This window comes from Haloarcula sp. CBA1122 (genome assembly GCF_009741785.1).
Lineage (GTDB): Archaea > Halobacteriota > Halobacteria > Halobacteriales > Haloarculaceae > Haloarcula > Haloarcula hispanica.
The window spans coordinates 35,126-58,473 of sequence record NZ_WPCB01000018.1; the positions used below are offsets into that span (position 1 = coordinate 35,126).

General features: G+C 64.5%; 23 protein-coding genes and 5 pseudogenes. 11 read left to right on the top strand and 17 right to left on the bottom strand.

Annotated features, from left to right (window positions below):
- Positions 1-202: 202 nt before the first annotated feature.
- From upp to GJ630_RS09305, 3 genes and pseudogenes are all read right to left on the bottom strand, one after another.
- Positions 203-880 carry a uracil phosphoribosyltransferase gene (gene upp / locus GJ630_RS09295; protein ID WP_014041610.1) on the bottom strand — a complete coding sequence of 226 codons (678 nt, stop codon included), beginning with the start codon at positions 878-880 and terminating at the stop codon, positions 203-205.
- Between the two features lie 40 nt (positions 881-920).
- Complete coding sequence (locus tag GJ630_RS09300) at positions 921-3,722, bottom strand: TRAP transporter fused permease subunit (RefSeq protein WP_191449772.1); 2,802 nt, start codon at positions 3,720-3,722, stop codon at positions 921-923.
- Positions 3,719-4,124: pseudogene (locus GJ630_RS09305) on the bottom strand (DUF1850 domain-containing protein). The gene GJ630_RS09300 and the pseudogene GJ630_RS09305 overlap by 4 nt, the downstream one beginning before the upstream one ends.
- On the opposite strand from GJ630_RS09305, the gene GJ630_RS20530 reads away from it, so the two are divergent.
- A complete protein-coding gene (locus GJ630_RS20530) occupies positions 4,038-4,238 on the top strand; it encodes a hypothetical protein (protein ID WP_371727299.1) in 201 nt (66 codons plus the stop codon). The pseudogene GJ630_RS09305 and the gene GJ630_RS20530 overlap by 87 nt on opposite strands.
- Positions 4,239-4,266: 28 nt before the next feature.
- Here GJ630_RS20530 and GJ630_RS09310 read toward each other — a convergent pair.
- A pseudogene (locus GJ630_RS09310) lies at positions 4,267-5,306 on the bottom strand (TAXI family TRAP transporter solute-binding subunit).
- A gap of 199 nt (positions 5,307-5,505) precedes the next feature.
- A pseudogene (locus tag GJ630_RS09315) lies at positions 5,506-6,197 on the bottom strand (type 1 glutamine amidotransferase domain-containing protein).
- 258 nt (positions 6,198-6,455) lie between these two features.
- Between GJ630_RS09315 and GJ630_RS09320 the strand changes: the two are divergent.
- Positions 6,456-7,154, top strand: coding sequence for a DUF5828 family protein (locus GJ630_RS09320; protein WP_014041615.1), 699 nt, complete (start codon positions 6,456-6,458; stop codon positions 7,152-7,154).
- Positions 7,155-7,234: 80 nt separating this feature from the next.
- Here GJ630_RS09320 and GJ630_RS09325 read toward each other — a convergent pair whose 3' ends face one another.
- A complete protein-coding gene (locus GJ630_RS09325) occupies positions 7,235-7,516 on the bottom strand; it encodes a hypothetical protein (RefSeq protein WP_191449773.1) in 282 nt (93 codons plus the stop codon).
- 126 nt (positions 7,517-7,642) lie between these two features.
- Here GJ630_RS09325 and GJ630_RS09330 point away from each other — a divergent pair, with 126 nt between their 5' ends.
- Positions 7,643-8,842 carry an inorganic phosphate transporter gene (locus GJ630_RS09330; RefSeq protein WP_050037228.1) on the top strand — a complete coding sequence of 400 codons (1,200 nt, stop codon included), beginning with the start codon at positions 7,643-7,645 and terminating at the stop codon, positions 8,840-8,842.
- A gap of 5 nt (positions 8,843-8,847) precedes the next feature.
- On the opposite strand, the gene GJ630_RS09335 is transcribed toward GJ630_RS09330, so the two are convergent.
- Positions 8,848-9,063: a hypothetical protein gene (locus GJ630_RS09335; RefSeq protein ID WP_050007752.1), complete on the bottom strand. Its 216-nt coding sequence runs from the start codon at positions 9,061-9,063 to the stop codon at positions 8,848-8,850.
- 176 nt (positions 9,064-9,239) lie between these two features.
- Between GJ630_RS09335 and GJ630_RS09340 the strand changes: the two genes are divergently transcribed.
- Positions 9,240-9,923 carry a hypothetical protein gene (locus GJ630_RS09340; RefSeq protein WP_064288925.1) on the top strand — a complete coding sequence of 228 codons (684 nt, stop codon included), beginning with the start codon at positions 9,240-9,242 and terminating at the stop codon, positions 9,921-9,923.
- A 55-nt stretch (positions 9,924-9,978) separates the two neighbouring features.
- Here GJ630_RS09340 and GJ630_RS09345 read toward each other — a convergent pair.
- The 3 genes and pseudogenes from GJ630_RS09345 to GJ630_RS09355 all read right to left on the bottom strand — a co-directional run bounded on the left by GJ630_RS09345 (position 9,979) and on the right by GJ630_RS09355 (position 13,287).
- Positions 9,979-11,842: pseudogene (locus tag GJ630_RS09345) on the bottom strand (carbon starvation protein A).
- Positions 11,843-12,016: 174 nt separating this feature from the next.
- Positions 12,017-12,991 (bottom strand): TRC40/GET3/ArsA family transport-energizing ATPase, encoded by a 975-nt coding sequence (locus tag GJ630_RS09350; protein WP_191449774.1) that lies wholly within the window; start codon positions 12,989-12,991, stop codon positions 12,017-12,019.
- Positions 12,991-13,287: a hypothetical protein gene (locus GJ630_RS09355; protein WP_004959670.1), complete on the bottom strand. Its 297-nt coding sequence runs from the start codon at positions 13,285-13,287 to the stop codon at positions 12,991-12,993. The genes GJ630_RS09350 and GJ630_RS09355 overlap by 1 nt, the downstream gene beginning before the upstream one ends.
- A gap of 145 nt (positions 13,288-13,432) precedes the next feature.
- Here GJ630_RS09355 and GJ630_RS09360 point away from each other — a divergent pair, with 145 nt between their 5' ends.
- Positions 13,433-14,719, top strand: coding sequence for a GTP-binding protein (locus tag GJ630_RS09360; RefSeq protein WP_191449775.1), 1,287 nt, complete (start codon positions 13,433-13,435; stop codon positions 14,717-14,719).
- Here GJ630_RS09360 and GJ630_RS09365 read toward each other — a convergent pair.
- The 3 genes from GJ630_RS09365 to GJ630_RS09375 all read right to left on the bottom strand — a co-directional run bounded on the left by GJ630_RS09365 (position 14,716) and on the right by GJ630_RS09375 (position 15,780).
- Positions 14,716-14,922 carry a hypothetical protein gene (locus tag GJ630_RS09365; protein WP_191449776.1) on the bottom strand — a complete coding sequence of 69 codons (207 nt, stop codon included), beginning with the start codon at positions 14,920-14,922 and terminating at the stop codon, positions 14,716-14,718. The two genes, GJ630_RS09360 and GJ630_RS09365, sit on opposite strands and share 4 nt — an antisense overlap.
- Positions 14,923-15,021: 99 nt before the next feature.
- Positions 15,022-15,435 carry a polyketide cyclase gene (locus GJ630_RS09370; RefSeq protein WP_050007750.1) on the bottom strand — a complete coding sequence of 138 codons (414 nt, stop codon included), beginning with the start codon at positions 15,433-15,435 and terminating at the stop codon, positions 15,022-15,024.
- 30 nt (positions 15,436-15,465) lie between these two features.
- The gene (locus tag GJ630_RS09375) at positions 15,466-15,780 is read right to left on the bottom strand and encodes a hypothetical protein (RefSeq protein ID WP_050007754.1); all 315 of its coding nucleotides are present in this window, start codon (positions 15,778-15,780) and stop codon (positions 15,466-15,468) included.
- A 120-nt stretch (positions 15,781-15,900) separates the two neighbouring features.
- Here GJ630_RS09375 and GJ630_RS09380 point away from each other — a divergent pair, with 120 nt between their 5' ends.
- Positions 15,901-16,113 (top strand): hypothetical protein, encoded by a 213-nt coding sequence (locus tag GJ630_RS09380; protein WP_050037233.1) that lies wholly within the window; start codon positions 15,901-15,903, stop codon positions 16,111-16,113.
- 28 nt (positions 16,114-16,141) lie between these two features.
- Here GJ630_RS09380 and GJ630_RS09385 read toward each other — a convergent pair whose 3' ends face one another.
- The gene (locus tag GJ630_RS09385) at positions 16,142-16,513 is read right to left on the bottom strand and encodes a cupin domain-containing protein (RefSeq protein WP_191449777.1); all 372 of its coding nucleotides are present in this window, start codon (positions 16,511-16,513) and stop codon (positions 16,142-16,144) included.
- 50 nt (positions 16,514-16,563) lie between these two features.
- Positions 16,564-17,951, bottom strand: a pseudogene (locus tag GJ630_RS09390) (hemolysin family protein).
- A 98-nt stretch (positions 17,952-18,049) separates the two neighbouring features.
- On the opposite strand from GJ630_RS09390, the gene GJ630_RS09395 reads away from it, so the two are divergent.
- From GJ630_RS09395 to GJ630_RS09405, 3 genes are read left to right on the top strand one after another with little or no spacing between them, the layout of a single operon-like run.
- Positions 18,050-18,328 (top strand): glutathione S-transferase N-terminal domain-containing protein, encoded by a 279-nt coding sequence (locus GJ630_RS09395; protein ID WP_014041628.1) that lies wholly within the window; start codon positions 18,050-18,052, stop codon positions 18,326-18,328.
- A complete protein-coding gene (locus tag GJ630_RS09400; RefSeq protein ID WP_191449778.1) occupies positions 18,328-18,837 on the top strand; it encodes a redoxin domain-containing protein in 510 nt (169 codons plus the stop codon). Before GJ630_RS09395 ends, GJ630_RS09400 begins: the two co-directional genes overlap by 1 nt.
- 2 nt (positions 18,838-18,839) lie before the next feature.
- Positions 18,840-19,424, top strand: a complete 585-nt coding sequence (locus GJ630_RS09405; RefSeq protein WP_064288581.1) for an L-threonylcarbamoyladenylate synthase — start codon at positions 18,840-18,842, stop codon at positions 19,422-19,424.
- A 30-nt stretch (positions 19,425-19,454) separates the two neighbouring features.
- Here GJ630_RS09405 and GJ630_RS09410 read toward each other — a convergent pair whose 3' ends face one another.
- Positions 19,455-20,117 (bottom strand): hypothetical protein, encoded by a 663-nt coding sequence (locus tag GJ630_RS09410; protein WP_014041631.1) that lies wholly within the window; start codon positions 20,115-20,117, stop codon positions 19,455-19,457.
- A 118-nt stretch (positions 20,118-20,235) separates the two neighbouring features.
- On the bottom strand, positions 20,236-20,856 hold the full coding sequence (locus tag GJ630_RS09415) for a hypothetical protein (protein WP_014041632.1): 621 nt from the start codon (positions 20,854-20,856) through the stop codon (positions 20,236-20,238).
- A gap of 143 nt (positions 20,857-20,999) precedes the next feature.
- Here GJ630_RS09415 and GJ630_RS09420 point away from each other — a divergent pair, with 143 nt between their 5' ends.
- Together GJ630_RS09420 and GJ630_RS09425 are read left to right on the top strand one after the other, a co-directional pair.
- Positions 21,000-23,087, top strand: a complete 2,088-nt coding sequence (locus GJ630_RS09420) for a (Fe-S)-binding protein (protein ID WP_191449779.1) — start codon at positions 21,000-21,002, stop codon at positions 23,085-23,087.
- A gap of 46 nt (positions 23,088-23,133) precedes the next feature.
- The gene (locus GJ630_RS09425) at positions 23,134-23,337 is read left to right on the top strand and encodes a hypothetical protein (RefSeq protein WP_023843459.1); all 204 of its coding nucleotides are present in this window, start codon (positions 23,134-23,136) and stop codon (positions 23,335-23,337) included.
- Positions 23,338-23,348 lie beyond the last annotated feature (11 nt).

Consider the following 23,348-nt stretch of genomic DNA (forward strand, 5'->3'; position numbering starts at 1 on the left):
GCCCGGTCACCGCGGGGCGGTTCACGGCCGTCACTCTCGTTTCAACTGGACCAAAATTACGCTGCCGTCTGTCGGTTTCCATGTGAAGGAAGGGGGTACAGCAGCTGGGTACAGACGGAAAATCGCGACATCATCGGGTGATTCGGGCCACAGATAAAAACGTTTCGTCCCTCAACCGATAGGTCGAGCGGGCCGCGACCGCTTACGTCGTCCGGAAAGCCCGGTCGCCGGCGTCGCCGAGTCCCGGAACGATGAACCCGTCCTCGTCGAGTTCGTCGTCGATAGCGACGCTGATGATGTCTGCGTCCGACTGGGACTCCGAGACGCGGACGATTCCCTCCGGCGCGGAAACCGCAGCCAGAACGAGCAGGTTCTCCGGTTCGGTCTTCTCTGAGGTGATGTAGTCGAGCACCGTCGTCATCGTCGACCCGGTCGCAAGCATCGGGTCCGCGATGATGACGGTGTCATCCTCGGTGATTTCGGGCAGTTTGACGTAGTCGACCGAGATGGGGAACTCGCCGTCGTCGTTCATCCCGGCTTCCTCGTCGCGGCTGGCAGAAATGACGCCCTGCCTGGCGCGGGGGAACGCCTTGAGCAGTCCCTCGACGAACGGCGTCGCCGCACGAAGGACGTTGACGATGACCACGTCGTCGAGTCCCTTGACGCGTTCGCCCATCATCGTAGTCAGCGGCGTCTGGACCTCCGTGTACTCGGTCTCCATCCGACCGTCGATGATCTCGTAGCCACAGATGCGGCCGAGACGGACCAGTCCCTTCCGGAACGCGACCTGTTCGGTCTCGACATTTCGTATCCGTGTCAGTTCATCTCGCGCCAGCGCGTGCGTGACGACGGAGGCGTCGCCGCGCTGTTCGATTGGCATATCGTGCCCGTTGACCCCCGATGGGTTAAACGGTTCTCACTCACGCCGGCTCAGCCGTGCCGGACCGTACCGCAGGGTCACCGCCGCGCTGGCGGTTCTTCGCCATGAGGAAGAGGAACAGGGCGAGGCCGACGCCGCGGAGTACAACGTCGAGCAGGACCGTCATCTCGCCGCCGGCGATGCCGACGAGTCCGAGGAGGTCGTACACCCCGGACACAGCGAGCGCAGGAGCCATCAACAGGAGCGAACTGAACGCGAACGCTGCCCGCTCGCCACGGGAGACCGGCGCGTACGCGAACCCGATGACTGTCGCGGCCAGTGCGACGACGCCAAGGAAGACGCCGATCACGGGGATGAGAATCTCGGGGATCGCGTAGCCGACATCGAGGAGGTCCGCGGTCCCGACGACCCGGTATTTGTCCCCGATGTCGAGGGTGGCAGCGTCAGGGTTGCGCCGCAACAGGATGATGCCCGGCGTGACGATGAACGCGAACGGGACGATGGCCTTGTTGAGCGACAGCGAGAACGCCTCGATACCGGTCTCGAAGGCATCGGACTTCGCGACGCCCGAGGCAGCGTAGGCGGCCACCGCGACCGGCGGCGTGATGTCGGCGATGACGCCGAAGTAGAGGATAAACAGATGCGCCGCGAGCAGCGGAACGCCGAACTCGGTCAGCGCCGGCGCGAGCAGAGAGACGAGGATGATGTAGGTCACCGTCGTCGGCATCCCCATCCCGAGGATAATCGACGAGAACGCGGTGACGAGCAACAGCAAGACGAGCGACCCGCCGGCGACAGCCGTGATGAGCGAGACGAGGTTCGGACCGAGGCCGGAGACGCTGATGACACCCGGGATGATGCCGGCAGCGGCGACGGCGATAACGACTGGAACGGCGGTTCTGGCCCCGCTCTCCATAGATTTCCCGAGGAAAACACCGAGCTTGTACAGTCCGTTCGAAGCCAACTCTGGACGGCCGATAGCATCGGACGTCGTTTCGGCGGCATCGTCGACGGCATTGTCGAACGACAGCAGCGGCGAGTCGAGTCTGGGCCGGGTAATCAGCGTCAGGACACCGGCGAGGATGATCAACGTGCCGACATTGCCGAGCGCCGCGGAAAACGCGGCACCAAGCGGTTGTGGGCCGGGCAGTGCAAGCGCCCCTTCCGCTGCCAGGTCTGCCGCGACGAGGCCATCGATGCGGTTGAACAGCGGCGGGAATGCCGTAGTGGCCTGTACGAACCGATTGAACAGGTATCCGAAAATGCCTTGTCCAGTGAAGTACTGCGTGAGCGTCGTCAGCCCGAAGAGGGACGCAAGTGTAATGCCGAGCCGGGCCCGCGTCTCGTCGCTGTAGGCCGCTACAAGTGCGATGAGGGCTCCGATTGCGATGAGCGTAAACCACGCCGAGCGGGCGACAGACAGCCGCTCGATGATGAGGTAGTACAGCAAAAGAACGAGCGGGACGAGGTAGAACCATCCGCTCCGGAGGTGGCTACGGATGTTCACCAGTTCCGAAGAGTCGAGGCCACCGATGTCCTCCTTGACCGCCTCGAAGTGGACCATCACCCAGACCCCGAAGAAGAAGACGATGGCGGGAATCGTCGCGACGACGATGACGTCGGCGAACGGCGTCGCCGTGTACTGGACGATGAGGAACGCGGCGGCCCCCATCACCGGAGGGAGAATCTGGCCGCCCGAGGAGGCAGAGGCCTCCACGCCGCCGGAGAACTCCGGCGAGTAGCCCGACCGCTTCATCAGCGGAATCGTGAACGCACCGGTCGTCACCGTGTTCGCAATCGAAGACCCGGAGATGGTTCCCATAAATCCGCTGGCGAGAATGGATGCCTTCGCCGGGCCGCCCTTTCGTGTCCCCGTTGCGCCGTACGCGAGGTCGATGAACCACTTCCCCGCGCCGGACATCTCGAGGAACGCGCCAAAGAGGATGAAGATGTAGATGAACTGCACAGAGACGGTGACCGGAATCCCGAACACCCCGTTTTCCGTGTTGTACCAGAGGTTCTGGATGATAGACGGCCAGGACAGTTCCGGGATGGAGAGCACGCCGACGTAGGCGGCGTCCTGTGGAATGAGGACGCCAAAGCGGGCGTAGACTATGAACGCCGCGACGATGACCATCAGCCAGAGGCTGATGGCCCGGCGGGTCGCTTCGAGGACGAGCAGGACGCCAAGCACACCCAGCACGAACGCGTAGGAGGTATCGGCGAGCGGCCCGAGAAGCCCCGCTATCGGTTCCAGAAAGGTGAACACTTCCTGAATCGGTCGGCCGCGTTCAAGTCCCAGCGCACGCATCCGCTGAATCTCGTCGAAGTCAGTAACGAAGTACGCGGCCGACAGCACCGACAGCGCGATGAAAACGAAATCAGAGGGCGTCACACGGTCCATCTCGGCGTCCAGAAACGCCCAGGCGAGCGCATCGCCGATAGCGTGGACGGCACGAGATACCGGATGCTCCGCGCCGAGTTTCTCGTCGACCAGCGACCCGAGCGCGATACAGCGCCGGGAGAGCGGACCGTCGCCGGTGCTGCCGGGATAGAGCAGGAACGTCAGAATGAGGCCGAAGGAGACGTGGACGGCGTTTATCTGGAGCAGTTGCAGCGACGCGAACACGACATCACCGACACCCGGAAGCGAGAGCGAGAGGACGAACCCTTTCGCCGCGAGCCACATCTGAAACACCGAAAAGGAGATACCGATGAGCGCGACGAGGACGAGCGCCCAGCCCCTGAGGGAGCGTTTTCGCTCAATCTCCTGCAGTACTTCGTCGACTTCCTCGTCCGATACGGCCTCCCCGCCGTCGTCAGGTCGTGTGTCGTCAGTCATGTGTTGAGCTGGTCTTTCGCAGCACCGAACGCCGAACGCTGAGTCACGTAGAGATGGACCGAGCGGCCGTTGGTGCGGGCTACCAAATCGTAGGTTTCGGCTCCGACGTGAAGTTTATGCCCTGCAACATCACCGGGAGAGACTGTCACACGCGTGTAGTTGCCCGGTGGGTCGAAGACGTACACCCCGTCTTCCCAGGTGACGTTGGCCCCACTCGGGAGCCCCCAGCCGAACGATTCGAACTCCATGCGGGTCATCTCGAGATGGTCGCCACGAACTGTGTACTCGTCGTAGACGCGCGTTTTTTTCGACACTGTGCATGTACTCCAGCGCCACCGTCGTTCCGTCCTCGACCGGGACCGTCAGGTACTGCTCACCGGTCTCAGCGTCTTCGACGACCAGTGCACGGCCGCCGGGAAGCGCCGCTACAGTCCCGATGAGGAGGAGGGAAACGAGCACCGCGGTGGCGACGTATCGTCGTCTCATTCCGGTTGCTGGGTAGTAGAAGACGGGTAGTGAACGATACGGATGGCGTCAGTCGGCGTTACGCGTCGAAGTAGGTCGCCGCACCGGGGTGGAGTTCGATGGACATCCCGTCCTGTGCGGAGTCCTTGCTGATGAAGTCCGTCTTGATCGAGAGGTCGTCGACGTTGTCGAAGATAGCCGCGGTGACGGATTCAACCGTCGATTCGGGCTGTTCGGCGTTCGTCGCAATCATCGCCTGCACAGCGATTGTTTCGACGTCCTCGTCGACACCGGTGTAGGTGCCGCCGGGGATGGTGTCGTCGGCGAACCAGGACGCGTCCTCTTTCGCTGCGTCGCGGTTGTCGCCGGAGATGGGGACGATGACGAGGTCGTTCGTGTTCGCGAGGTCCTCGATAGCGCCGACCGGCCAGCCGCCGACGACGAACGCGGCGTCGATGTCGCCGTTCCGGAGCTGGTCAGCGGCCTGGGAGAACGAGGCGTTCTGCTCGGTGAAGTCTGAGATGCGACCGACTCCAGAATCTGGAGCGCGTTGACCTGGGTCCCGCTCCCGAGGTCGCCGGTGTTGATGGTCGCGCCTTCGAGGTCGGAGAGCTGCGTGATGCCCGTGTCCGCGAGGGTGACGACTGTGATCGTTTCGGGGTACAGGGTCGCAACGCCGCGGAGGTTCTCGATGGCGTTGTCCTGGAACGCATCGATGCCGGTGCCGTTCTTCGCGAACGAGGCGATGTCGTTCTGGATGAGCGCGAAGTCGGCGTCGCCGTTGGCGAGGCTGCCGACGTTTTCGACGCTTGCACCGGTCGACTGGACGTTCAGCGTGAAGTCCGTGTTGTCCTCGACGACCGTCTTGAACTCGTTCGAGAGCGGGAAGTAGGTCCCACCGGTCCCACCGGCGTGCCACGAGAGGCGTGTCTCCGTGTCACCGCCGTCGCCTTCGGTCATGTCGTCGCCCTCAGTCGTCCCACCGTCGCCGTCAGTCATCTCGCCATCGCCTTCGGTCGACCCGCCGTCGCCACCGTCGCCGCCACAACCGGCGAGTGCCGCGACACCTGCAACGCCTGCTGTCTTGAGGAACCGCCTGCGCGTGGAGTTGTTAGTCATACGTATGTCTACGTTGCACGGGGCCTTCAAGAAGGTTAGCTAGTACACAGTCGTTATTTGACTATATCGTGCGATACCGTATGACAACGTATTCTCGGGGACGACGACCGGACGGGATAACTCGACCGGGCGAGATGTCCTTTGTTCGGAGAAATTCGGATTCTTTGACGTGTGTCAGTAGCTGACGTTCCGGACCCCGTTACGCGGACGTCTCGATACCGAGTTCGTCGAGGAGCGTCCGGGCGGCCGCAGCCGACGACGGCGGGCCACGAGCCGTGATGAGGTCGCCGTCGACCGTGACGCTGGTGTCGGCGTCGAGTTCGGCGTCCCAGTCAGCGCCGACAGCCTTCACTTCGTCTTCGACCCAGTACGGGAGCTTCCGGCCGTCGGGGAGTAGGTCGTTCTCGTCGACGATGCCTTCCTCCCAGGCGTTCGGGAAGCCGGTGACCGAGCGGCCGTCGGCGAGGAACTCGCCGTCAGCGTTTCTGGTGAACGCCAGAATCCCGACCGTGTGACAGACGACGAGCGCCTTGCCGTCGTCGCCGGCGACGCTCTCGCGCAGCAGTTCGCGGGCGTGGACGTCCTGCGTGATATCCCACTCCGCGCCGTGGCCGCCGGGGAACACGACGGTGTCGTAGTCCTCGGCGTCAGCCTGGGCCAGCGGAATCGGGTTGTTCAGGCGCTCATCGGTCTCGTGGACCTCCCGAACGTGCTCTGAGAGGTCCTCGCCGACTTCTTCCGGGTCGACGGAGCGCTCGTCAAGCACCGGCGGCTCGCCGGTCGTGTCGCCACCGTGATATCCAGACCGGCGTCCGAGAGTGTTGTCAGCGGCTCGATACATTCTTCGCCCCAGTACCCGTGTTCGCTTACGACGAATAGTGCGGATGACATCAAACTACCATTCGCGTGCAATCCTTATAAGCAGCCGTTCGGTGTTGAGCGAAGCGGGCCGAGCGGGCGGGTCGCTATGCAGTGGCAGCACGCCGTCTGCGTGCCGATGTCGAGGGCTGGGGAGGAGTAGGGCGGGTAAGTATCATGTCTACCGCCATGGCGGAAACGTTTAACCCTACTGAGCAGCAATCCGCTGTGTACAGATGGACAGCCCACTGCAGCAGGTCCCGCGGCTGTCATAGACCGATCTATTATACCATGGCAGACATCGAAGAGAGCGTTTCAGGATTCAAGACGAAGGGCGGCTGGGTCGACATCGTCGAGCACGGCGAGCGCATCACGCAGGCGCTGAAAGACATCGCTTCGGACGAGGATGTCGACAACGACGCCCTCAGTGAGTTCGACGAGTGGCGACCGAAAAGCCACGAGCGACTGGACGAGGACGTCAACGAGAAAACCGCCGACCAGGCGAGCGTCGACGAAGGCAAAGGAGAGCAAGCGGGGAAAGGCCCCGATGAGGACCTCCAGACCGCCGGGGAAAAGCTCAGCGAGTCCTACGAAAACCTCGACGAGCCCGACGAGGCGATGGAGCGATGGAGCGAGTCCGTCGACTACGTGGCCCGCGCGGCCGACTCCGCCAGCCGGAAGGCCCTGCGGAAGGTCGAGGACACCGTCTACCGCAACGTGATGACACAGATCGCGCCCTACTACTTCGACAACGACCTCATCAGCGCGAACCTCCGCCGCGTCGGCGACGGCGACCGCCCCGAGTACGTCTTCGAGGTCAACGTCAACGACGACGACCTGAAGATGCGCGTCTCCAACAAGCTCGCCGACTTCGAGCAGGCCGTCGACCGCTGGCACGTCGACACCGAGAAGGTCACCGAAGCTGTGGAGGCTGCCGAAGGTGTGGATGCGACAGAGCCGGGCGAGGAGACCGATGCGAAGACGAACTGAGCTCGCCGCCGGGCGAGCGGCACCGGTTTTGGGTCCGAGAGGCGAAAACGAACGAAGCGCAAGCGTGGCCACACAGACGGTCAGATAGCGTCGTCGGGGTCGTGTTTCTCGGCCATCCGCGTCGCTTCGGCCGCGTACTGCGCCCGAAGGTCCTCGTCCTTGACGGAGCCGAGGTTGTCCGGGTCGGCGTCGACGGCGGCCGTCGTCTCCCGCACATCTGAAAACGAGGTCAAAGCGCGCTCCTTGCGGAAGTACTGTTCGCCGTCGGGCGTCGCGTACGTGAGGATGATGAGGTTCTGTTCGTCGTCGGAGTAGGTTCGTTCGACCAGCCAGACGCGAACAGTCTCTTCAGTGGCGGACATACGGGACCGAACCACGCGCTGGCACCTGAACGTTTGCCCGTGACGACCGCGTCGGTGTCGGCAGTCGGCCTCGCGAAGGCGCGCGAACGGTAGGCTCATTGCAGGCCGGGGCAAACGCCGTGACAGATGGTCGCGACGAGTACGATTGCGACGCTTGTTGTCGCGTCAGCCGCGAGTCTGTTCATGGCCTGGGCTATCGGTGCCGGGTCGTCCGGGTCCACTCCGTTCGCGCCGGCCGTCGGAGCGAACGCGATTTCGGTGATGCGGGCCGGGTTTTTCGTCGGCATCCTCGGGCTGGCCGGCGCGGTCCTGCAGGGGGCCAACGTCACGGAGGCTGTCGGGAGCGAACTCGTTCTGTTCCCGAGCGGCGGCGGCCTCTCGGCTATCGCCGCCATCGTCGCCCTCATCACCGCGGCGGTGCTGGTCGCCATCGGGATTTTCACTGGGTACCCCATCGCGACGGCGTTCACCGTCACCGGTGCGGTGGTCGGCGTCGGACTGGCGATGGGCGGCCAGCCGGCGACGGCCAAGTACCTCGAAATCGTCTCGCTGTGGGTCCTGACGCCCTTCGTCGGCGGCGGCATCGCCTTCGGGACGGCGTGGTCGCTCCGACACGAGGCCACGACCGAGGAACGGCTCGTACCGCTGCTGGGCGGGCTGGTCGGTGTGATTCTGGCGAACATCGAGTTCGTGCTCCTCGCGCCGGGCAGCGGGCAGGCGTCGGTCGCCCGCGCCGTCGCACGAGCGGCTGGGACGCCAATATTTCCGTCGATGGTCGTCGTATCGCTCCTTGCCGGGGTGCTTGCCGGGGGACTGCTGTACCTGGACATCAGAGCGGACGCAGCCGCCGGGCAGCGGCACTTCTTGCTGGTGATGGGTGGGCTGGTGGCCTTCTCCGCCGGCGGGAGCCAGGTCGGCCTGGCGCTGGGGCCGCTGGTCCCCCTGCTCGGCGAGGGGCCGACGGCGGCCATTCCCATCACCGGGGTCCTGCTGTTCGGCGGACTCGGCCTCCTCATCGGGTCCTGGACGGGCGCGCCGCGGATGATCAAAGCGCTGGCACAGGACTACTCCTCGCTCGGCCCGCGACGCTCCATCGGCGCGTTGATTCCGAGTTTCATCATCGCGCAGGCGGCCGTCTTCTTCGGCATTCCAGTGTCGTTCAACGAGATCATCGTCTCCGCCATCGTCGGCTCCGGCGCGGCCGCCGGCGGCGGCGAAGTCAGTCGTGAGAAGATGGGCAAGACAGTGCTGGCCTGGATCGGGTCGCTCGCGCTGGCGTTCGGGCTGAGCTACGGCCTCTTCTGGATTATCGACGCACTCCTCTGACCCGGTCAGCGACCCCAGACGTAGCGACTCACGGCCTCGTTCACCCTGGTCGAGAGCCGGCCCATCCAGGCCTCGGGCGAGACGCGCTCGATGTCCCGCTGGTCGACTTCGATGCGGTCGTCGCCGAAGGGGTCGTGGGGCTGTTCGTCCGCAGTTTCGTCGACAGCGTCGACGACGACGGTCATCGAGCAGCGGCCGCAGGCCTCGGTGTCTTTCGCCATGATTGTTAGTGATTATTTCGGAAGCCAGCGTAAAAAACCTGCCGCGGCGGTCGTGTACGGCCCGTGAACGACCGTCGACTGACCGACGCGCTTAAGACTCCGACACGGTATCGGCATGGTATGAGCTACCGCGGCATGGGACCGGTACGAACTGAATGCCCACGCGACTCGATACGATGAGCGAAGACTCCGAGTCCGGGTCAGTCAAGGGGCCCCCGAATTACGGTGCGGACGACTGGGAGGACCCCGTCACTGGGGCGGTCCCGAAATCGGAGCTGCCCGACGAAATCATCGAGGAGGTCCCACACTGGACGGACGACCCGTACTTCGACCGGGTGAGCGACCGCCTGATGTACAACTACACGCTGGAGCGGGACCACCGGCTCCGCGGCGAGCGCTGGGACCTCTACGGCGAGATGCGGATCCTCAATCAGAAACAGTTCTTCCACCCGGCGCTGTCCTACGGCGACCACGAATCAGAGGAGTTCCTCTACGCCCGCCGCGTCGACCGGCCGACGGTCGGCGAACTGAAGCGGCTGGTCGAACTCGGCCACGACCTGGCCGACAAACGGGTCACGCCGAACGAGGAGCACTACCGCACCGACTTCACGTTCGTCCTCGTCGCCGACGAACTGCCCGAGGAAGTCCGGTCGTTCGTCGATGGCCAGCGCGAGCGCACGCTGTTGAAATACGGCTACTACGGCCACTACGAGGTCAACCTTGGCGTCGTCGTTCCGGACGAGCAGGAAGCCGTCGCCGGCGAGGCCGCCGATGTGGTCGAGGCGTTCGTCCTCTGGGAGGACGTGACCCAGCCCGAGGAAGGAGTTCTCTCGCGGCTCGCCAAGCGGTTCTGGAAATGACGCTCGGGTAGCAGTCGCTGTCAGCGCCGAAAAAACGGAGAAGAGATCGGTTGCGTCAGTCGTCGCTCGGTTCGACGGCACCGCCGCCGTAGCTCTCGCGGACGGTGCTGATGTTGTCGTACCCCTTCTTGACCAGCGCCAGAGCGAGGCCGATGAGGGTCAGTGCCAGAAGCGTCTGGATAATCGTTGCGAACAGTTGCACACCGCTCGCACCGCCCACGATAATCGTCTGGTAGATGTTCTGGTAGAACGCGAGCCAGCCGAGGCCGAGCACGGTTATCGCCACCATGACGGCCATCGGTACGCCCGTGGAGTACAGCTGTTTGCTCTTGTCCCAGTTAGCCAGCCAGACCGTCGCGGTCAGCAGTGCGAGCGCGGCCAGCAGCTGGTTCGCACCGCCGAACAGCGCCCACAGGACGACCCACTGGCCGGAGATGACCATCACGTACGCGAGGACACACTGGATGATCGGGTTCGTGTACCGACCGCGGCCGAGTTCGCCCAGCGTCGAACGGATGCCACCGCCCACGTCGAGGCCAGTCGATGTCTGGCCGGCCGGCAGACCGACGATCTCTTCCATCATGTAGCGGCCGAGCCGGACAGCCGTGTCAGTAGACGTAAGCAGGAAGCTCACGAGGACGAGCGCCATGAACGGCGCGCCGAAGGACTGTGGGAGGCCGAGGCTCGTCAGGATGATGCCACCACCCGTCGCGAAGTTCGGCAGCGCCGCGCCAATACCGCCCGCAGTCGGGGAAGCCGGCGACCGCGAGCGTCGACAGCGCGACGGCCGCGAGCAGCCCCTCACCGAGCATCCCGCCGTAGCCGATCAGGCGGGCGTCGGTCTCCTTATCGAGTTGCTTCGCCGTCGTCCCGGAGGAGACCAGCGAGTGGAAGCCGCTGATGGTTCCACAGGCGATGGTAATGAAAAGCAGCGGGAACAGCGGGTACAGACCCGCACCCTCGACGCCCCAGAAGCCGTTGAAGGCACCCAGCGAGCTGTCGATGACCAGCGGCTGGCTCGACGAGCCGAGGATGGTCCCGACGATAATGGCGAGCAGCGCGCCGCCGACACCGGTGTACAGCAGGAACGAGGAGAGGTAGTCACGCGGCTGGAGCAACACCCACACCGGGAGCGCGCTGGCGACGGCGGCGTAGGCCATGATGACCGGTATCCACGCCGCAGTGTTGCCGCCCAGCGCGCTCGCGCCAGGCACCCAGGAACCGCTCCCGCCGAGCAACACGATGACGGACATCTCCGCGGTCCGTTCGGCCGTCGGTTCGAACAGGGCAATCGGGAACTGAATCCCAGCGAAGACGCCGGCGAAAACGCCTGCGACGAACAGGACTGTGCCGGGGATGAACGGCCCGTTGAGCTGGTAGAGGTACACGCCGAACGCCAGCGCGAGGGCAATGTAGACCAGCGACGCCGTCACCACCTCGGGATAGGCGTTGAACACGATCCCGACCACCAGCGCGAACACTGCGACGACGAGGATAATCGTCAGGAACGCGAACCACAGCAGCATGTTCTTTCCGCCCTCGCCGACGTACTCACCGACGATGTAGCCGATGGACTTCCCCTCGTGTCGGAGCGAGCCCGACAGCGAGACGAAGTCGTGGACGCTACCCATCAGTGGATTGCCGATAGCGATCCACAGTAGTGCGGGAACCCACCCCCAGATGGCCCCCGCAGTAATCGGTCCGACAATCGGTGCCCCACCCGCGATACTGGAGTAGTGGTGACCCAGCAATACCGGTTTCTTCGACGGGACGTATTCCTGCCCGTCTTCGTACTTGTGTGCCGGTGTCTCGTTGGCGTTGTCGAGTTCGAGGAACCGCGCGAGGTACTTCGAATACCCCAGGTACCCCACGCTGAACGTCACCAGTACTGCCAGGACGATCCAGATTACCTGTGTCATGTATGTGCATGAATGGTAACCAACATCAAGCTATTAATAGTTATTATATTTTTCTTATATATCTCAAATCCGTCAGAATCCGCTCGGTCACACGGCTTCGACTATCAACGAAAAATCTAATATCTGATTACTTATCGGTTATGCGCGGCCCGCACATGAGCGGCGGCCGGTAGCTCAGACGAACGTCGGTGCCTCGGCGTCCGTCTCGACGTCGAATTCGGCGGCGACATCGTCGAGCAGGTCGCCTTTCACCTCCGCCGTGCGGGTCGTGATTTCCGCGACCAGCGGCGGGTCGAGCGTCTCTCGGACCTCCTGTAGCCGTTCGTTCTCAGTCGCGACGCGGTCTCGGAGATACCGGGCCCCGCGGCCGTCCTCGTCGGGGTCCGGCTCGGGCGTGAGTTTGTTGGCGACGAGGCCCCGAACCGAGAGGTCACGCTCCCGCATCTCGGCGATGGCGCGCCGCGTCTCGTTGACCGAGAGCTGGTCGGGGTTGAGCACGAGGAAGAAGGCGGCGTCGGACTGCAACGCGCCGCCGGCGAACTCGAAGAACTCCTTGCGGTCCTGCAGGCGGGCGAGTACCGGGTCACCGTTCATCACGCGCCGGGGCTCGTTGCTCCCGATGGCGGCCTTCTCGAAGAGGTCGATGCTCTTCTCGCGTTTGTGCATCAGCCGGTCGATCCACCCTTCGAGGAACTCCGGGAGGCCGAGCAGGCGGAGCGTGCTGCCGGTCGGCGACGTGTCGAAGACGACCCGGTCGTACGGGTCGGCGTTGCGCATCACGTCGACGAAGCGGTCGAACAGCGCCGACTCGTAGGCCCCCGGCGTCTGGTGGGCCATCTCTAGCTGCTGGTTGATTTCGTTGACCATCGCTGCCGACACCTGCTCGGAGAGGTCGTTACGGATGCCGTCGAGGTGGCGCTGGGTTTCGGTTTCGGGATCGATCTCCATCGCGTCGAGGCCGTCGATGCCCTCGACGGACTCGGGGTCGTCGCTGAAGGGCTGGTCGAACACGTCGGTCACCGAGTGGGCCGGGTCCGTCGAGACGACGAGCGTGTCGAGGCCCGAACGTGCGGATTTGACGCCGTAGGCACAGGAGACGGTGGTCTTGCCGACCCCGCCCTTGCCGCCGAAGAAGACGAACGGCTCCATCAGAAGTGGTACTGCTGGCCCTTGCGTTCGATGTACGACCCCCGGTCCCACAGCCGCCGCTCCCAGGCCTCGAAGGTGTCTTCGAGGTACGGCAGCAGTTCGGCGGTGTAGTACGACACCGGCGACGGGATGCCGAAGGCGTCGGGGAAACAGGCCAGCATGAACGCGTCCTCGATGTCCTCGGCCTCCTTCTCGATTTTCTCGTAGGCCGGGTGCGTTATCATGCCGTGGTACAGGCCGCGGGCCCACTCCCGCAGCGTCCGGCGAAAGCGCTCGATTCGGTCGGCCAGTTCCATCGTGGGTCGTGTGTGCGAGAGGCACGGAGTAAAAGCTGTCGCAGTTACCCGTCGATAGTGCCCACGCGCTCTGGCGGGACAGCGGTCGTGTTCGGCTCCCGGAAACGAGGCGCGATTTGAAGGGAGGCGGCCCACAACGGGAGGTATGCGCGACACAATTCCCGTCACGATTCTCTCCGGAAGCCTCGGGGCCGGGAAGACGACACTGCTGAACCACCTGCTGACCGAGGCCGGCGACCGCGACATCGCCGTCCTCGTCAACGACATGGGAACCGTCAACGTCGACGCGGAACTGATCGCCGAGGGATCCGAACTGGACGTCGACGACGGCGTCGCGGAGCTTTCGAACGGCTGTATCTGCTGTGAACTGCAGGACGATCTCGAAACGGCAGTCGTCCGGCTGGCGAACAATCGGGACTTCGACGCGCTGGTCGTCGAGTCCTCTGGCATCTCCGAGCCAGCGCCCGTCGCGCGGCTGTTCACAACCGAATCGCGCGTGGCCGCGCTCTATCGCGTCGACACGCTCGTGACCGTGCTGGATACCCGACTGTTCCTCGACGCATTCGCCGGCGAGACGCCGGCGCGTCGCGGTACTGTAGAAGCGAACGCCGACGGAGATGGCGACGGCGCAGCGGCCGACGACGCCGACCGCCCCCTCTCTGATCTCATGGTCGAACAGGTCGAACTGTCGAACGTCGTCCTCCTGAACAAGGCCGACCTCTGCTCCGACGCGGAACTCGACGAGGCCGAAGGATTGGTGCGGGCGCTCCAGCCAGACGCCGAGACTATCCGAACGACCTTCTCACAGGTCGACCCCGACCGGCTGTTCGACCGCGGGCTGTTCGACCAGCACGAAATCAACGACCTGCCGGGCTGGAAGCGGGCGCTGGCCGAAGCCGGGCATAGCCACGGCGAAGACAGCCACAGCCACGAAGCCGATACCCACGAGGGCGACAGCGGCCACGGACACGACAGCCACCACCATCCCGAGGAGGTGTACGGCGTCACTTCCTTCACCTACCGCCGCCGCCGGCCGTTCCACCCCGACCGACTCGCCGACGCGTTGCGGGACCTCCCGTCGGGTGTCGCCCGCTCGAAGGGCACCGTCTGGCTGGCGGGCACCGAGCGCCGCGTCGTCATCGGCCAGGCCGGCCCTTCGATACGGGCCGAGGCACAGGGCCCCTGGATTGCGAGCCTCCCCGAAGTCGAGCGGGACATGTACCGCTCGAACCGCCCGGAACTCGACTGGCACGACAAACATGGCGACCGACGGACAGAACTGGTGTTCATCGGGACGGACTACGACGAGGACGCCCTTCGGACGGCGCTCGACGACGCGCTGGTGACGGACGAGGAATGGACGGACAGCGAGTCGCTCACGGGTCCGTTCCCGTCAGAACAGGGGGATGAGACGGTTATCCGGAGCCCTTAGCAGGCGCAGTCACGACCGACCGCACGCTCGAAGCGCATCTCCTCGCCACAGTCCGGACAGACCGGTTCGCCCTCCAGTTCGACGTCTCTGATGCGAACGCTGCAGTCGTCACACCAGTACGCCCCCTTGGACCCGTCGTCGGGGCGGGACTTCGCGTCCGACTCTGACGTGAGTGCCTCCTTGACGCTGTCGAGGATGCTCATGATCGTATATTGAAATTACGGCTACTAAACGTACCGTGGTTGTGTGCAGTCGTCTCACGACCAGCGACAATCGTGACGTTCAGTGCTTTTGCAGCCGATTCACGCCCCGGGCACGTCCGCCGCCAGGTCTTCGATGGCCCGCTCCAGTTCGTTGCCGCGCTTCCAGGCGGCGATGCGGTCGGCGAAGGGCAGCGGCAGGTTCAGCGAGACGGTCGACCGCATCGTGAGGCGGGACCCGTTTTCCTCCGGTGTAACGATGACTTGGGTCTCCAGATGGTCGAACGGGCCGACCTCGCCCTCGGCAGTGTACCGGAGGCCGTCCTCCCGGGACTCGAAGCGTAGCGGCACCGACATCCCCGGCCCGGCCGCGGTGACGAGCGTGCCCGTGTCTGTCTCTTCGACGGCCGTTACGGTAAACGTCCCCTCCGCCGCGACGACCGCCTCCGGCGAGAGCGTGCGGTGGACAGCCGGCGGCCGCGCCATCACGAACCGAGAGCGTTCGACCTCGCGCATACCAGTCCACAGACACACCGGGGTAGTAAATCACAGGGCCAGCGGGGCGGAGACGCCGACCAGCAAGACAGCGAAGCCGAGACCGATGTAGATGAGCCGCTGAAATCGGAGTTCCGGGGCTATCTGTACCGAGGGCGGCGGCGCAGTCCAGACAAGCCGGTGATACGCGACGGCGGCGACAGCGACGGTCCCGGCTGTGGCAACGGTCAGGCCGGCCCACACTGGCAGCCCGTACGCGAGGCCATACAGCGGGCCGACGGAGAACAGCAGCATCACCGCCGTCATGGTGCAGACGAGAAACGGGACCGGGTCGACCGGGTCCCCATGACGGTTTTGAACGTTCATACGCCCGTCTTGGGCGCCGAGCGTGTTTAGTTGCGCGACTCGGCCGCCGCCGGCTAGAGCGTGTCGAACTCGCCGGGCACTGCCAAAGAGCTAAGGGGCGTCCCGTCCGTGTTCGTGGGCATGAGCGACGCGAACGGGTTCGAGGAGGGGGCGAGCGGGTCGCAGGGTGACCCGCGGGTACTCATCGCGATGAACGTCGTGCTCTCGACGGTGTTTGCGGCCACTATTGTCTGGGGGCTGAGCGTCATCGGCGCGGCGGAACTCACGGCTATCAACGTCGCGACCGGCGCGATACTGCTGTTCGCACTGACCTACGCTATTACGCTCCAGTAGCCCTCGCAGAGCGACCGCGACGCTCGGCTTACTCGGGGTCGTAGGGATGTACGTCGTCCACCGCGGGCGCGCCGACGACGATCGTCCGCACCGGTTCGGCCGCCGATTCGGGGTTGTGCGCTCGCTGGGGGCTGTCCGGTTCGACGACGAACACCTCGTCTTCGCTGACCTCGTAGGTCTGCTCCGGCGTCTCGACGGCGAGCGTGCCCGAGAGGACGTAGAACAGCTCTTCCTGGTCGTCGTGGTAGTGGTACGCGAGCGGGATGTCCTCGCCGGGGGCGACCTCGTAGACGTTCACGGCCGCGTTTTCGAGGCCGACCGCGTCACTGATGGAGCGCTGGACACTGGGTCGGTCCGGTGTCGGCTCGATATCGTCGACTGCAAGGTGGTGATAGCCCATGCCATCGCTGTCGGCGGCAGCCGATGTAAAACGACTGCTATCGAGCGTCCTCAGTCCGTGACCTCTTCGGCGTCGACCGACTCGGTTTCGTCGGTTTCGAGGCGGACAACGCGAGCTTTCATGATACGCGTGTTTTCGACCTGTTCGACGCGGATCTCGACGCGTCGTAGGTGATGGTCTCACCCTCTTCGACCAGTCGGCCAGCCCGGTTGAAGATGAAGCCGGCGATGGTCTCGAACTCCTCGCCTTCGGGCAGGTCAAGGTCCAGCGCCTCGTTGACCTCCTCGATGTTGACCTCGCCTTTGACCGTGACTGTGTCGTCGTCGACGTACTCGATGGGTTCCTCCTCCTCGCCTTCGAGTATCTCGCCGACAATCTCCTCGGTCAGGTCCTCCATCGTCACCAGCCCCTCAGTGGTCCCGAACTCGTCGATGACGATGACCATGTGCAGGCGTTCGGCCCGCATCTCGGTCAGCAGGTCGTCGACGTTCTTCGACTCGGGGACGTGCAGGGTCGGCTCGATGAGGTCTTCGAGGTCCATGTTGCGGGCCACCGCCTCGCCGTAGTTGAGGTCCCGAACGAGGTCCCGGATGTGGATGACGCCGATGACGTTGTCCAGGCTCCCCTCGTAGACGGGGATGCGGGCGTGGCCGCTCTGGATGCACGTCTCCAGGGCTTCCTCGGCAGAAGCCTCCTTGGCGACCGCGGTCATGTCCAGGCGCGGCGTCATCACTTCCTTGGCAATAGTGTCGTTGAACCGCAGCGTGCGCTGGAGCATCTCGCGTTCGTCCTCGTCGAGGACGCCCTCACGCTCGCCCGTCTCGATTATGTCCTGTATCTCCTCGCGGGTGACGTAGGAGGTCTCGATGGCGGAGCGGCCCCCGGTGATTTTGTTGACGACGCGCGTGAGGTAGTCGAACAGCAGGATAAGCGGGAGCAGCACCTTCTCGGCAGCCTTGAGCGGTTTGGAGATGCGCAGCGCCCACGATTCGGTGTTCTCCACCGCGTAGCTCTTTGGCGCGCTCTCGCCGAACAGCAAAACGACGGCGGTAACGCCAAACGTCGCGATGGCGACAGCCAGCCCCTGACTATCGACGTACATCGCAAGGAGTCCAGTAGCGATGGAAGACATCGCGATATTGACGAGGTTGTTGCCGACGAGAATCGTTACCAGCAGGCGGTGGGGGTCTGATTTGAGTTGTTTGAGCGTCTTCGCACCCGGGACAGCGTCCTCGACGAGCGCTTCCGTCCGGTGTGCAGGCAGCGAGAACATCGCAATTTCTGAGGACGAGAAGAACGCCGAGAGGACGACCAGTGCGACGAGCGTGACAATACCAGCGACGAGCACCGCGTCTTTTGGTATTGGGACGCCGACGATTTCGACGCCCTGCAACATCGCTGTAGACAGCTCAAACGGCGCAGGTGGATCCAGGGCCATCAACGGTCGAAGTTGTAATGGGTGCGGATTAAGGCTTGTCATGAAGGGGTTGTCAGCGAAGCCCTTACCCGGCTTTCACGCGTATCACTCCACAGAGTATGAGCGAGTCCGATATCACGCTGTACCGGTTGCAGGCGTGTCCGTTCTGTGAGCGCGTCGTCCGGAAGCTGGACGCCTACGACCTCGACTACCAGTCGCGGTTCGTCGAGCCGATGCACGCCGACCGTGACGTGGTCAAGCGACTGTCCGGCAAGCGGACCGTCCCGGCCATCGTCGACGAGAACACCGGCGTCACGATGTCCGAGAGCGCGAACATCGTCGCGTATCTGGAGCGGACCTACGGCGAGGGTGAGGAGACCGCAGGGGGTGTGGCCTGATGGACCTCGACTTCAATGTCGTCGACCTCGACCCGGTTGACCATCCCGACGAGGGCGACACCGCGCCGGATTTCACACGCCCGCTCGTCAACGACGAGTTCTGGGAGGACGAGTCGCTCTCGTCGCTGTGTGCCGACAGCGACCGGGTCGTCCTCGTGTTCCACGCGATGGACGGCGCGTTCCCGGCGACGTACATCTGGAACGAGATACGCGACCGTGCGTGGCACGAGCAGGCCACCGTCGTCGGCGTCTCCATCTCGACGCCCTACGAGCACAAGCAGCTGCTCGAAGAGCGGGAAATCGAGGGGGACTACCGGCTGTTCTCGGACCCGGCCAACGGCGTCGCACAGCAGTACGGCATCGACATGGACCTCGACGGGATGGCCGGAATCGAGGAACCGCGCCCGTCGGTGTTCGTCCTCGATAGCGACCGGACCGTCGAGTACGCGTGGGTCGCCGAGGAGTGGCCCGACTTCCCCGACTACGACGACGTCGAAGCCCAGCTCTAACGATGGCGACAGTCGACGACGCCGCAGCAGCGGTTCGCGACGGAGAGCTGGTCGTCTATCCCACGGAGACGGTGTACGGCCTCGGCGCGGACGCGCTCAATGCTAATGCCGTCGAGCGTGTGTTCGAGGCGAAAGGTCGCGAGCGCGACAAGCCGGTGTCGATGGCTGTCCCCGATGTCGAGTCCGCCCGCGAGTACACGCACCCAAGCGACCGCGAACTGGCGTTCATGCGCGAGTTCCTCCCCGGCCCGGTCACCGTCGTCGTCGAGCGCCGCGACGCAGTGCCGGACGTGCTGGTCGCCGGCCGGGACCGCGTCGGGGTTCGGGTCCCCGACCACGACCTCGCGCTCGAACTGCTCGCCGAGACCGGGCCGCTAACCGCCACCAGCGCCAACATCTCCGGCAACCCAAGCGCCCGCTCCGTCGACGACCTCGACGCCATCCGGGAGCGCGCCGCCGTCGTGCTCGACGCCGGCGAAACCGACGGCGGGACCGGCTCGACGGTGGTGAACGTCGACACCGGAACGATACACCGCCGCGGCGCACACGCTGACGCCGTCAAGTCGTGGCTCGAAGCCCAAGGCTGACACTCACCGCTGTCCGGGCGATTATCTGCCCTATCGGAGCATCGACCGTAGCGACCGCGTCTTCACCCCGCAGTCGTCGCTGAACTCACAGGGCTCGCACTTCGCGTCGTTGTGTACCCGTCCGGGCGGGCCGTCGATGCTGTCGGCAGTCCGAACCGCCCGACGGTAGACGCCGGCCCGCCGTGCGTTCACCTCGATGCGCCGGATGACGCCGTATGCCGGATACTCGGCGTAGGCGATGTCGATGTCACGCTCGCGCTCCCAAGAGAGCGCCTTCGCGGCGGCGACCAACCGCACGGTCTGGGGCTCCCAGACACCGTCCTCGGGCGGCCGACCGGCGAAGACGAGCGACGGGACCGGACCGTCCCGCCCGGCGACGACCTTGTGTGCGATACCGCGGGCGTCCTTCCCTTCGAGATACGCGTCGGTCGCCGCCGGGGCGACCAGCGCGTCCCAGTCGGCCAGGCGCTCTCGAAGCCCTCTGAGCCGGTCGCGGTACTCGTCCGGACCCACTTCGATGGGGGCTGCCAGCAGGGCGGCGTCGTCGGTCAGCAGCCGCTCGTAATCACGGGCGAGCCGGCGAACCGATTCAATCTCGTCGGGGATTTCGCTCGCCCCGTCGCGGCGGCGGTAGTAGAGCTTCCGGGGGCAGTAGGCGGCCGTTTCTAGCTCTCGGAACGTGTGGGTCGGCATGGCTCTGCGTGGTCGTGTTCCACTACAAGAATGTTCGGCGGGACGGAACGGTCGTGTTTCGGACAGCCAGAAAACCCTGCCATCTCAGCCGACAGCTAGTGTAAAAGAATGCCCAGAGTTACATCGACACGTCAGCGCCGGAATCCAGCGAGTCAATGTCCTCAGTGGCTTCGTCGAGACCGTCTTCGCGGAGGCCGGCAGCGTGCTGTGTCGACAGCCCGGCGTCGGTGAGCACGTCCTCGAACTCGCTCTGGAACCGGTGGGAGACCCGGCGCGCGGCGTCCTGTGCGGCGACGACGCGACGGTAGTGGGCGGCCCAGGACTCGTCGATATCGAACTCGGCCGCGAGTTCGGTGACAGCGGGGTCGGCGTCGGCGACGCGGCGGCGGAACTCGGCCAGGTCGAACGGTGCCTCTGTGTCCTCGTCGCGGAGGAGATGCAGGTCCAGCCGCGCCTCCACCACGTCAGGCTCGTCCGCGCCGATTTCGGCCGCGATGGCCGCATCGTCGCTCCCCTCGTAGAACAGTCGGACCACTGTTATCAGGGATTCGTCGGCGAGGTCGGTTCGGAACTCGTACCGCTCGCGCATCCGCGCGATGACATCACCGAGTCGGTCCGCGACACCGGCCTCGTCAGTATCGGCCAGGGACCCTCTCGACGCTTCCTGAGACTCCGTCACAGCCTCCTCGTCGGAGACATCCATAAAGATGTCACGGAGTTCTTCGGTCTTCTCGTCCATCGAACATGAAACTACTTCTCGGGAGTCATATATCTGTCGGATGGGCAACGTAACGCGAGGAAACTTTCAACAGGTCCCTAATTCCCGCAAGACTGCGACGGGGCGTGGCAAGATTTAAGCGGACACAAATCGCGTGTTACCGTATGTCATCTATACTCCAGACGACCACGCGCCCGACGTTCTGGCGTATCGGCGACGTGGGGAAAGCGCTGTTCTACTATCTGGCAGCGCTCGCCATCATCGTCTTTCTGTACGGTGTGTACGACCGCGTCACCCGCTATGCCCAGGGCAGCGATGACCCCTTCGACCGCCTGGACGAGTTGCCCCAGCGAACGGTCGCGGCGGCGCAGTTGGCGCTGTCGAACCGGAAGCAGTTGGACCGCGACACCGTCGCCGGCGTGATGCACGCGTTCATCGTCTGGGGCTTTCTGACGCTGCTCATCGGGACGACGATTCTGGGTATCGACATGGACCTCTATCGGCCGCTGACCGGTGAATCCTTCTTCGTCGGCCAGTTCTACCTCTCCTATTCGTTCGTCATGGACGCGATGGGGCTGCTGTTCGTCGTCGGCGTTGGTGTCGCGCTGTGGCGGCGCTACGGTCGCAAGCTCGACCGCCTCCACGACCGCCACACCTCCCGCGAGGACGACCTGTTTCTGGGCGCGCTGTTCGTGCTGGGCGTCGGCGGCTACCTCACCGAGGGCATCCGTATTCTCGGCACCTCGACGGTGCGTGACGTCTCCTTCGAGACGGTGAGCTTCGTCGGCTGGTCGGTCAAAGAAGTGCTCGTCATGGCCGGGATGACACCGGAAATGGCAGCGGGTGCGTACCCGTTCGTCTGGTGGAGCCACTCGCTGGTCGCGCTGTGGTTCGTCGCCTGGATTCCGTACGCGAAGCCGTTCCACATGCTCTCGTCGTTTGCCAACCTCGTCGCCCGCGACGAGAAAGCCGGCGTGCGACTACCCGGCGTCCCGGCCGACGCTGACCCCGACGACATCGGTCCCAGCGACATCGACGACTTCTCCTGGAAGCAACTGCTCGACCACGACGCCTGTACCAAGTGCGGCCGGTGCTCGTCGGTCTGTCCGGCAAAAGCGTCCGGGCGGCCGCTGGACCCGCGGAACGTCATCCTCGACCTGAAACGCTACCGCGAGGAGCGCGACGCCGGCGGCGAGGACGTGCCTATCATCGCCGACGGCGGCACCTCGGTCATCGACGCCCACACGATGGAGTCCTGCATGTCCTGTATGGCCTGCATGGACGCCTGTCCGGTCGACATCGAACACGTCACGCAGTTCACTGAGATGAACCGCCGGCTCACCGAGGCCGGCGAGATGGATGAACACGTCCAGGACGCGATGATGAACGTGTTCCAGCACGGCAACACCTTCGGCGACCCCGAGCGCGCCCGGCCGGACTGGACCGAGGACCTCGACTTCGAGGTGCCGGACGCCCGCGACGAACCGGTGGAGTACCTCTGGTACGTCGGCGACTACCCGAGCTACGACGAGCGCAACCAGAAGATTGCGCAGGCGCTCGCCACCGTCTTCGAGGCCGCCGACGTGGACTACGGCATCCTCTACGAGGCCGAACAGACCGACGGCAACGACGTGCGCCGCGTCGGCGAGGAAGGGCTCTACGAGATGCTCGTCGAGGACAACGCGGCCGCGATGCTGGACTGTGAGTTCCAGTCCATCGTCACGACGGACCCCCACGCCTACAACACGTTCATGAACGAGTACCCCGAGTTCGAGGCCTGTGAGTGGGGCGAAGACGACGTGTTCCACTACACGCAGGTCGTCGCCGACCTCGCAGATGCGGGCGCGCTCGGCCTCTCCGGGACCGAACTGGACTACACTGTCACCTACCACGACCCCTGCCACCTCGGGCGGTACAACGGCGAGTTCGAAGCGCCGCGGGACCTCATCCACGCGACCGGAGCCGACCTCCACGAGATGCCCCGCAACAGGGACGACTCCTTCTGCTGTGGCGGTGGCGGTGGCGGTCTCTGGATGGACCTCGAAGAGGAGAGCAAACCCAGCGAGGAACGCCTGCGCGAGGCCCTCGAAGACACCGAGGCGGGCGCGGCCGTCGAGAAGTTCGTCGTTGCCTGCCCGATGTGCATGACGATGTACGAGGACGGGCGCAAAACCGGCGGCTACGAGGAGGACCTTGAAATCGTCGGGGTCACGGAGCTACTCGCTGAAGCGGTCGGGGAAGCGGGAGTCTGATCGCTCAGATGTGAGTTTTCAAGTAGCTGAAACGAAAAGGCTCACCATGGCCCTCCTCCAGATACCGGGACTACCCGGCGCAACAGAACTTATCCTCATGGTACTCGTACTGGCGGTGTACATCGGACTACCAGCCGCTGGCATGGTACTCGTCTACAACTTTCTCGACGGTAAACGCGGCTACGAGAAGCGGGTTTCCGAACTCGAACGCCGGGTCGAGACACTGGAATCCGAACTATCCGAGGAGTAACGTCTGACCCG

Coding starts and splice junctions, on each gene's coding strand:
- upp (WP_014041610.1), bottom strand. CDS start 880: ATGCCAATCGAACAGCGCGGCGACGCCTCCGTCGTCACGCACGCGCTG.
- GJ630_RS09300 (WP_191449772.1), bottom strand. CDS start 3,722: ATGACTGACGACACACGACCTGACGACGGCGGGGAGGCCGTATCGGAC.
- GJ630_RS09320 (WP_014041615.1), top strand. CDS start 6,456: ATGGCAGACATCGAAGAGAGCGTTTCAGGATTCAAGACGAAGGGCGGC.
- GJ630_RS09325 (WP_191449773.1), bottom strand. CDS start 7,516: ATGTCCGCCACTGAAGAGACTGTTCGCGTCTGGCTGGTCGAACGAACC.
- GJ630_RS09330 (WP_050037228.1), top strand. CDS start 7,643: ATGGTCGCGACGAGTACGATTGCGACGCTTGTTGTCGCGTCAGCCGCG.
- GJ630_RS09335 (WP_050007752.1), bottom strand. CDS start 9,063: ATGGCGAAAGACACCGAGGCCTGCGGCCGCTGCTCGATGACCGTCGTC.
- GJ630_RS09340 (WP_064288925.1), top strand. CDS start 9,240: ATGAGCGAAGACTCCGAGTCCGGGTCAGTCAAGGGGCCCCCGAATTAC.
- GJ630_RS09350 (WP_191449774.1), bottom strand. CDS start 12,991: ATGGAGCCGTTCGTCTTCTTCGGCGGCAAGGGCGGGGTCGGCAAGACC.
- GJ630_RS09355 (WP_004959670.1), bottom strand. CDS start 13,287: ATGGAACTGGCCGACCGAATCGAGCGCTTTCGCCGGACGCTGCGGGAG.
- GJ630_RS09360 (WP_191449775.1), top strand. CDS start 13,433: ATGCGCGACACAATTCCCGTCACGATTCTCTCCGGAAGCCTCGGGGCC.
- GJ630_RS09365 (WP_191449776.1), bottom strand. CDS start 14,922: ATGAGCATCCTCGACAGCGTCAAGGAGGCACTCACGTCAGAGTCGGAC.
- GJ630_RS09370 (WP_050007750.1), bottom strand. CDS start 15,435: ATGCGCGAGGTCGAACGCTCTCGGTTCGTGATGGCGCGGCCGCCGGCT.
- GJ630_RS09375 (WP_050007754.1), bottom strand. CDS start 15,780: ATGAACGTTCAAAACCGTCATGGGGACCCGGTCGACCCGGTCCCGTTT.
- GJ630_RS09380 (WP_050037233.1), top strand. CDS start 15,901: ATGAGCGACGCGAACGGGTTCGAGGAGGGGGCGAGCGGGTCGCAGGGT.
- GJ630_RS09385 (WP_191449777.1), bottom strand. CDS start 16,513: ATGGGCTATCACCACCTTGCAGTCGACGATATCGAGCCGACACCGGAC.
- GJ630_RS09395 (WP_014041628.1), top strand. CDS start 18,050: ATGAGCGAGTCCGATATCACGCTGTACCGGTTGCAGGCGTGTCCGTTC.
- GJ630_RS09400 (WP_191449778.1), top strand. CDS start 18,328: ATGGACCTCGACTTCAATGTCGTCGACCTCGACCCGGTTGACCATCCC.
- GJ630_RS09405 (WP_064288581.1), top strand. CDS start 18,840: ATGGCGACAGTCGACGACGCCGCAGCAGCGGTTCGCGACGGAGAGCTG.
- GJ630_RS09410 (WP_014041631.1), bottom strand. CDS start 20,117: ATGCCGACCCACACGTTCCGAGAGCTAGAAACGGCCGCCTACTGCCCC.
- GJ630_RS09415 (WP_014041632.1), bottom strand. CDS start 20,856: ATGGACGAGAAGACCGAAGAACTCCGTGACATCTTTATGGATGTCTCC.
- GJ630_RS09420 (WP_191449779.1), top strand. CDS start 21,000: ATGTCATCTATACTCCAGACGACCACGCGCCCGACGTTCTGGCGTATC.
- GJ630_RS09425 (WP_023843459.1), top strand. CDS start 23,134: ATGGCCCTCCTCCAGATACCGGGACTACCCGGCGCAACAGAACTTATC.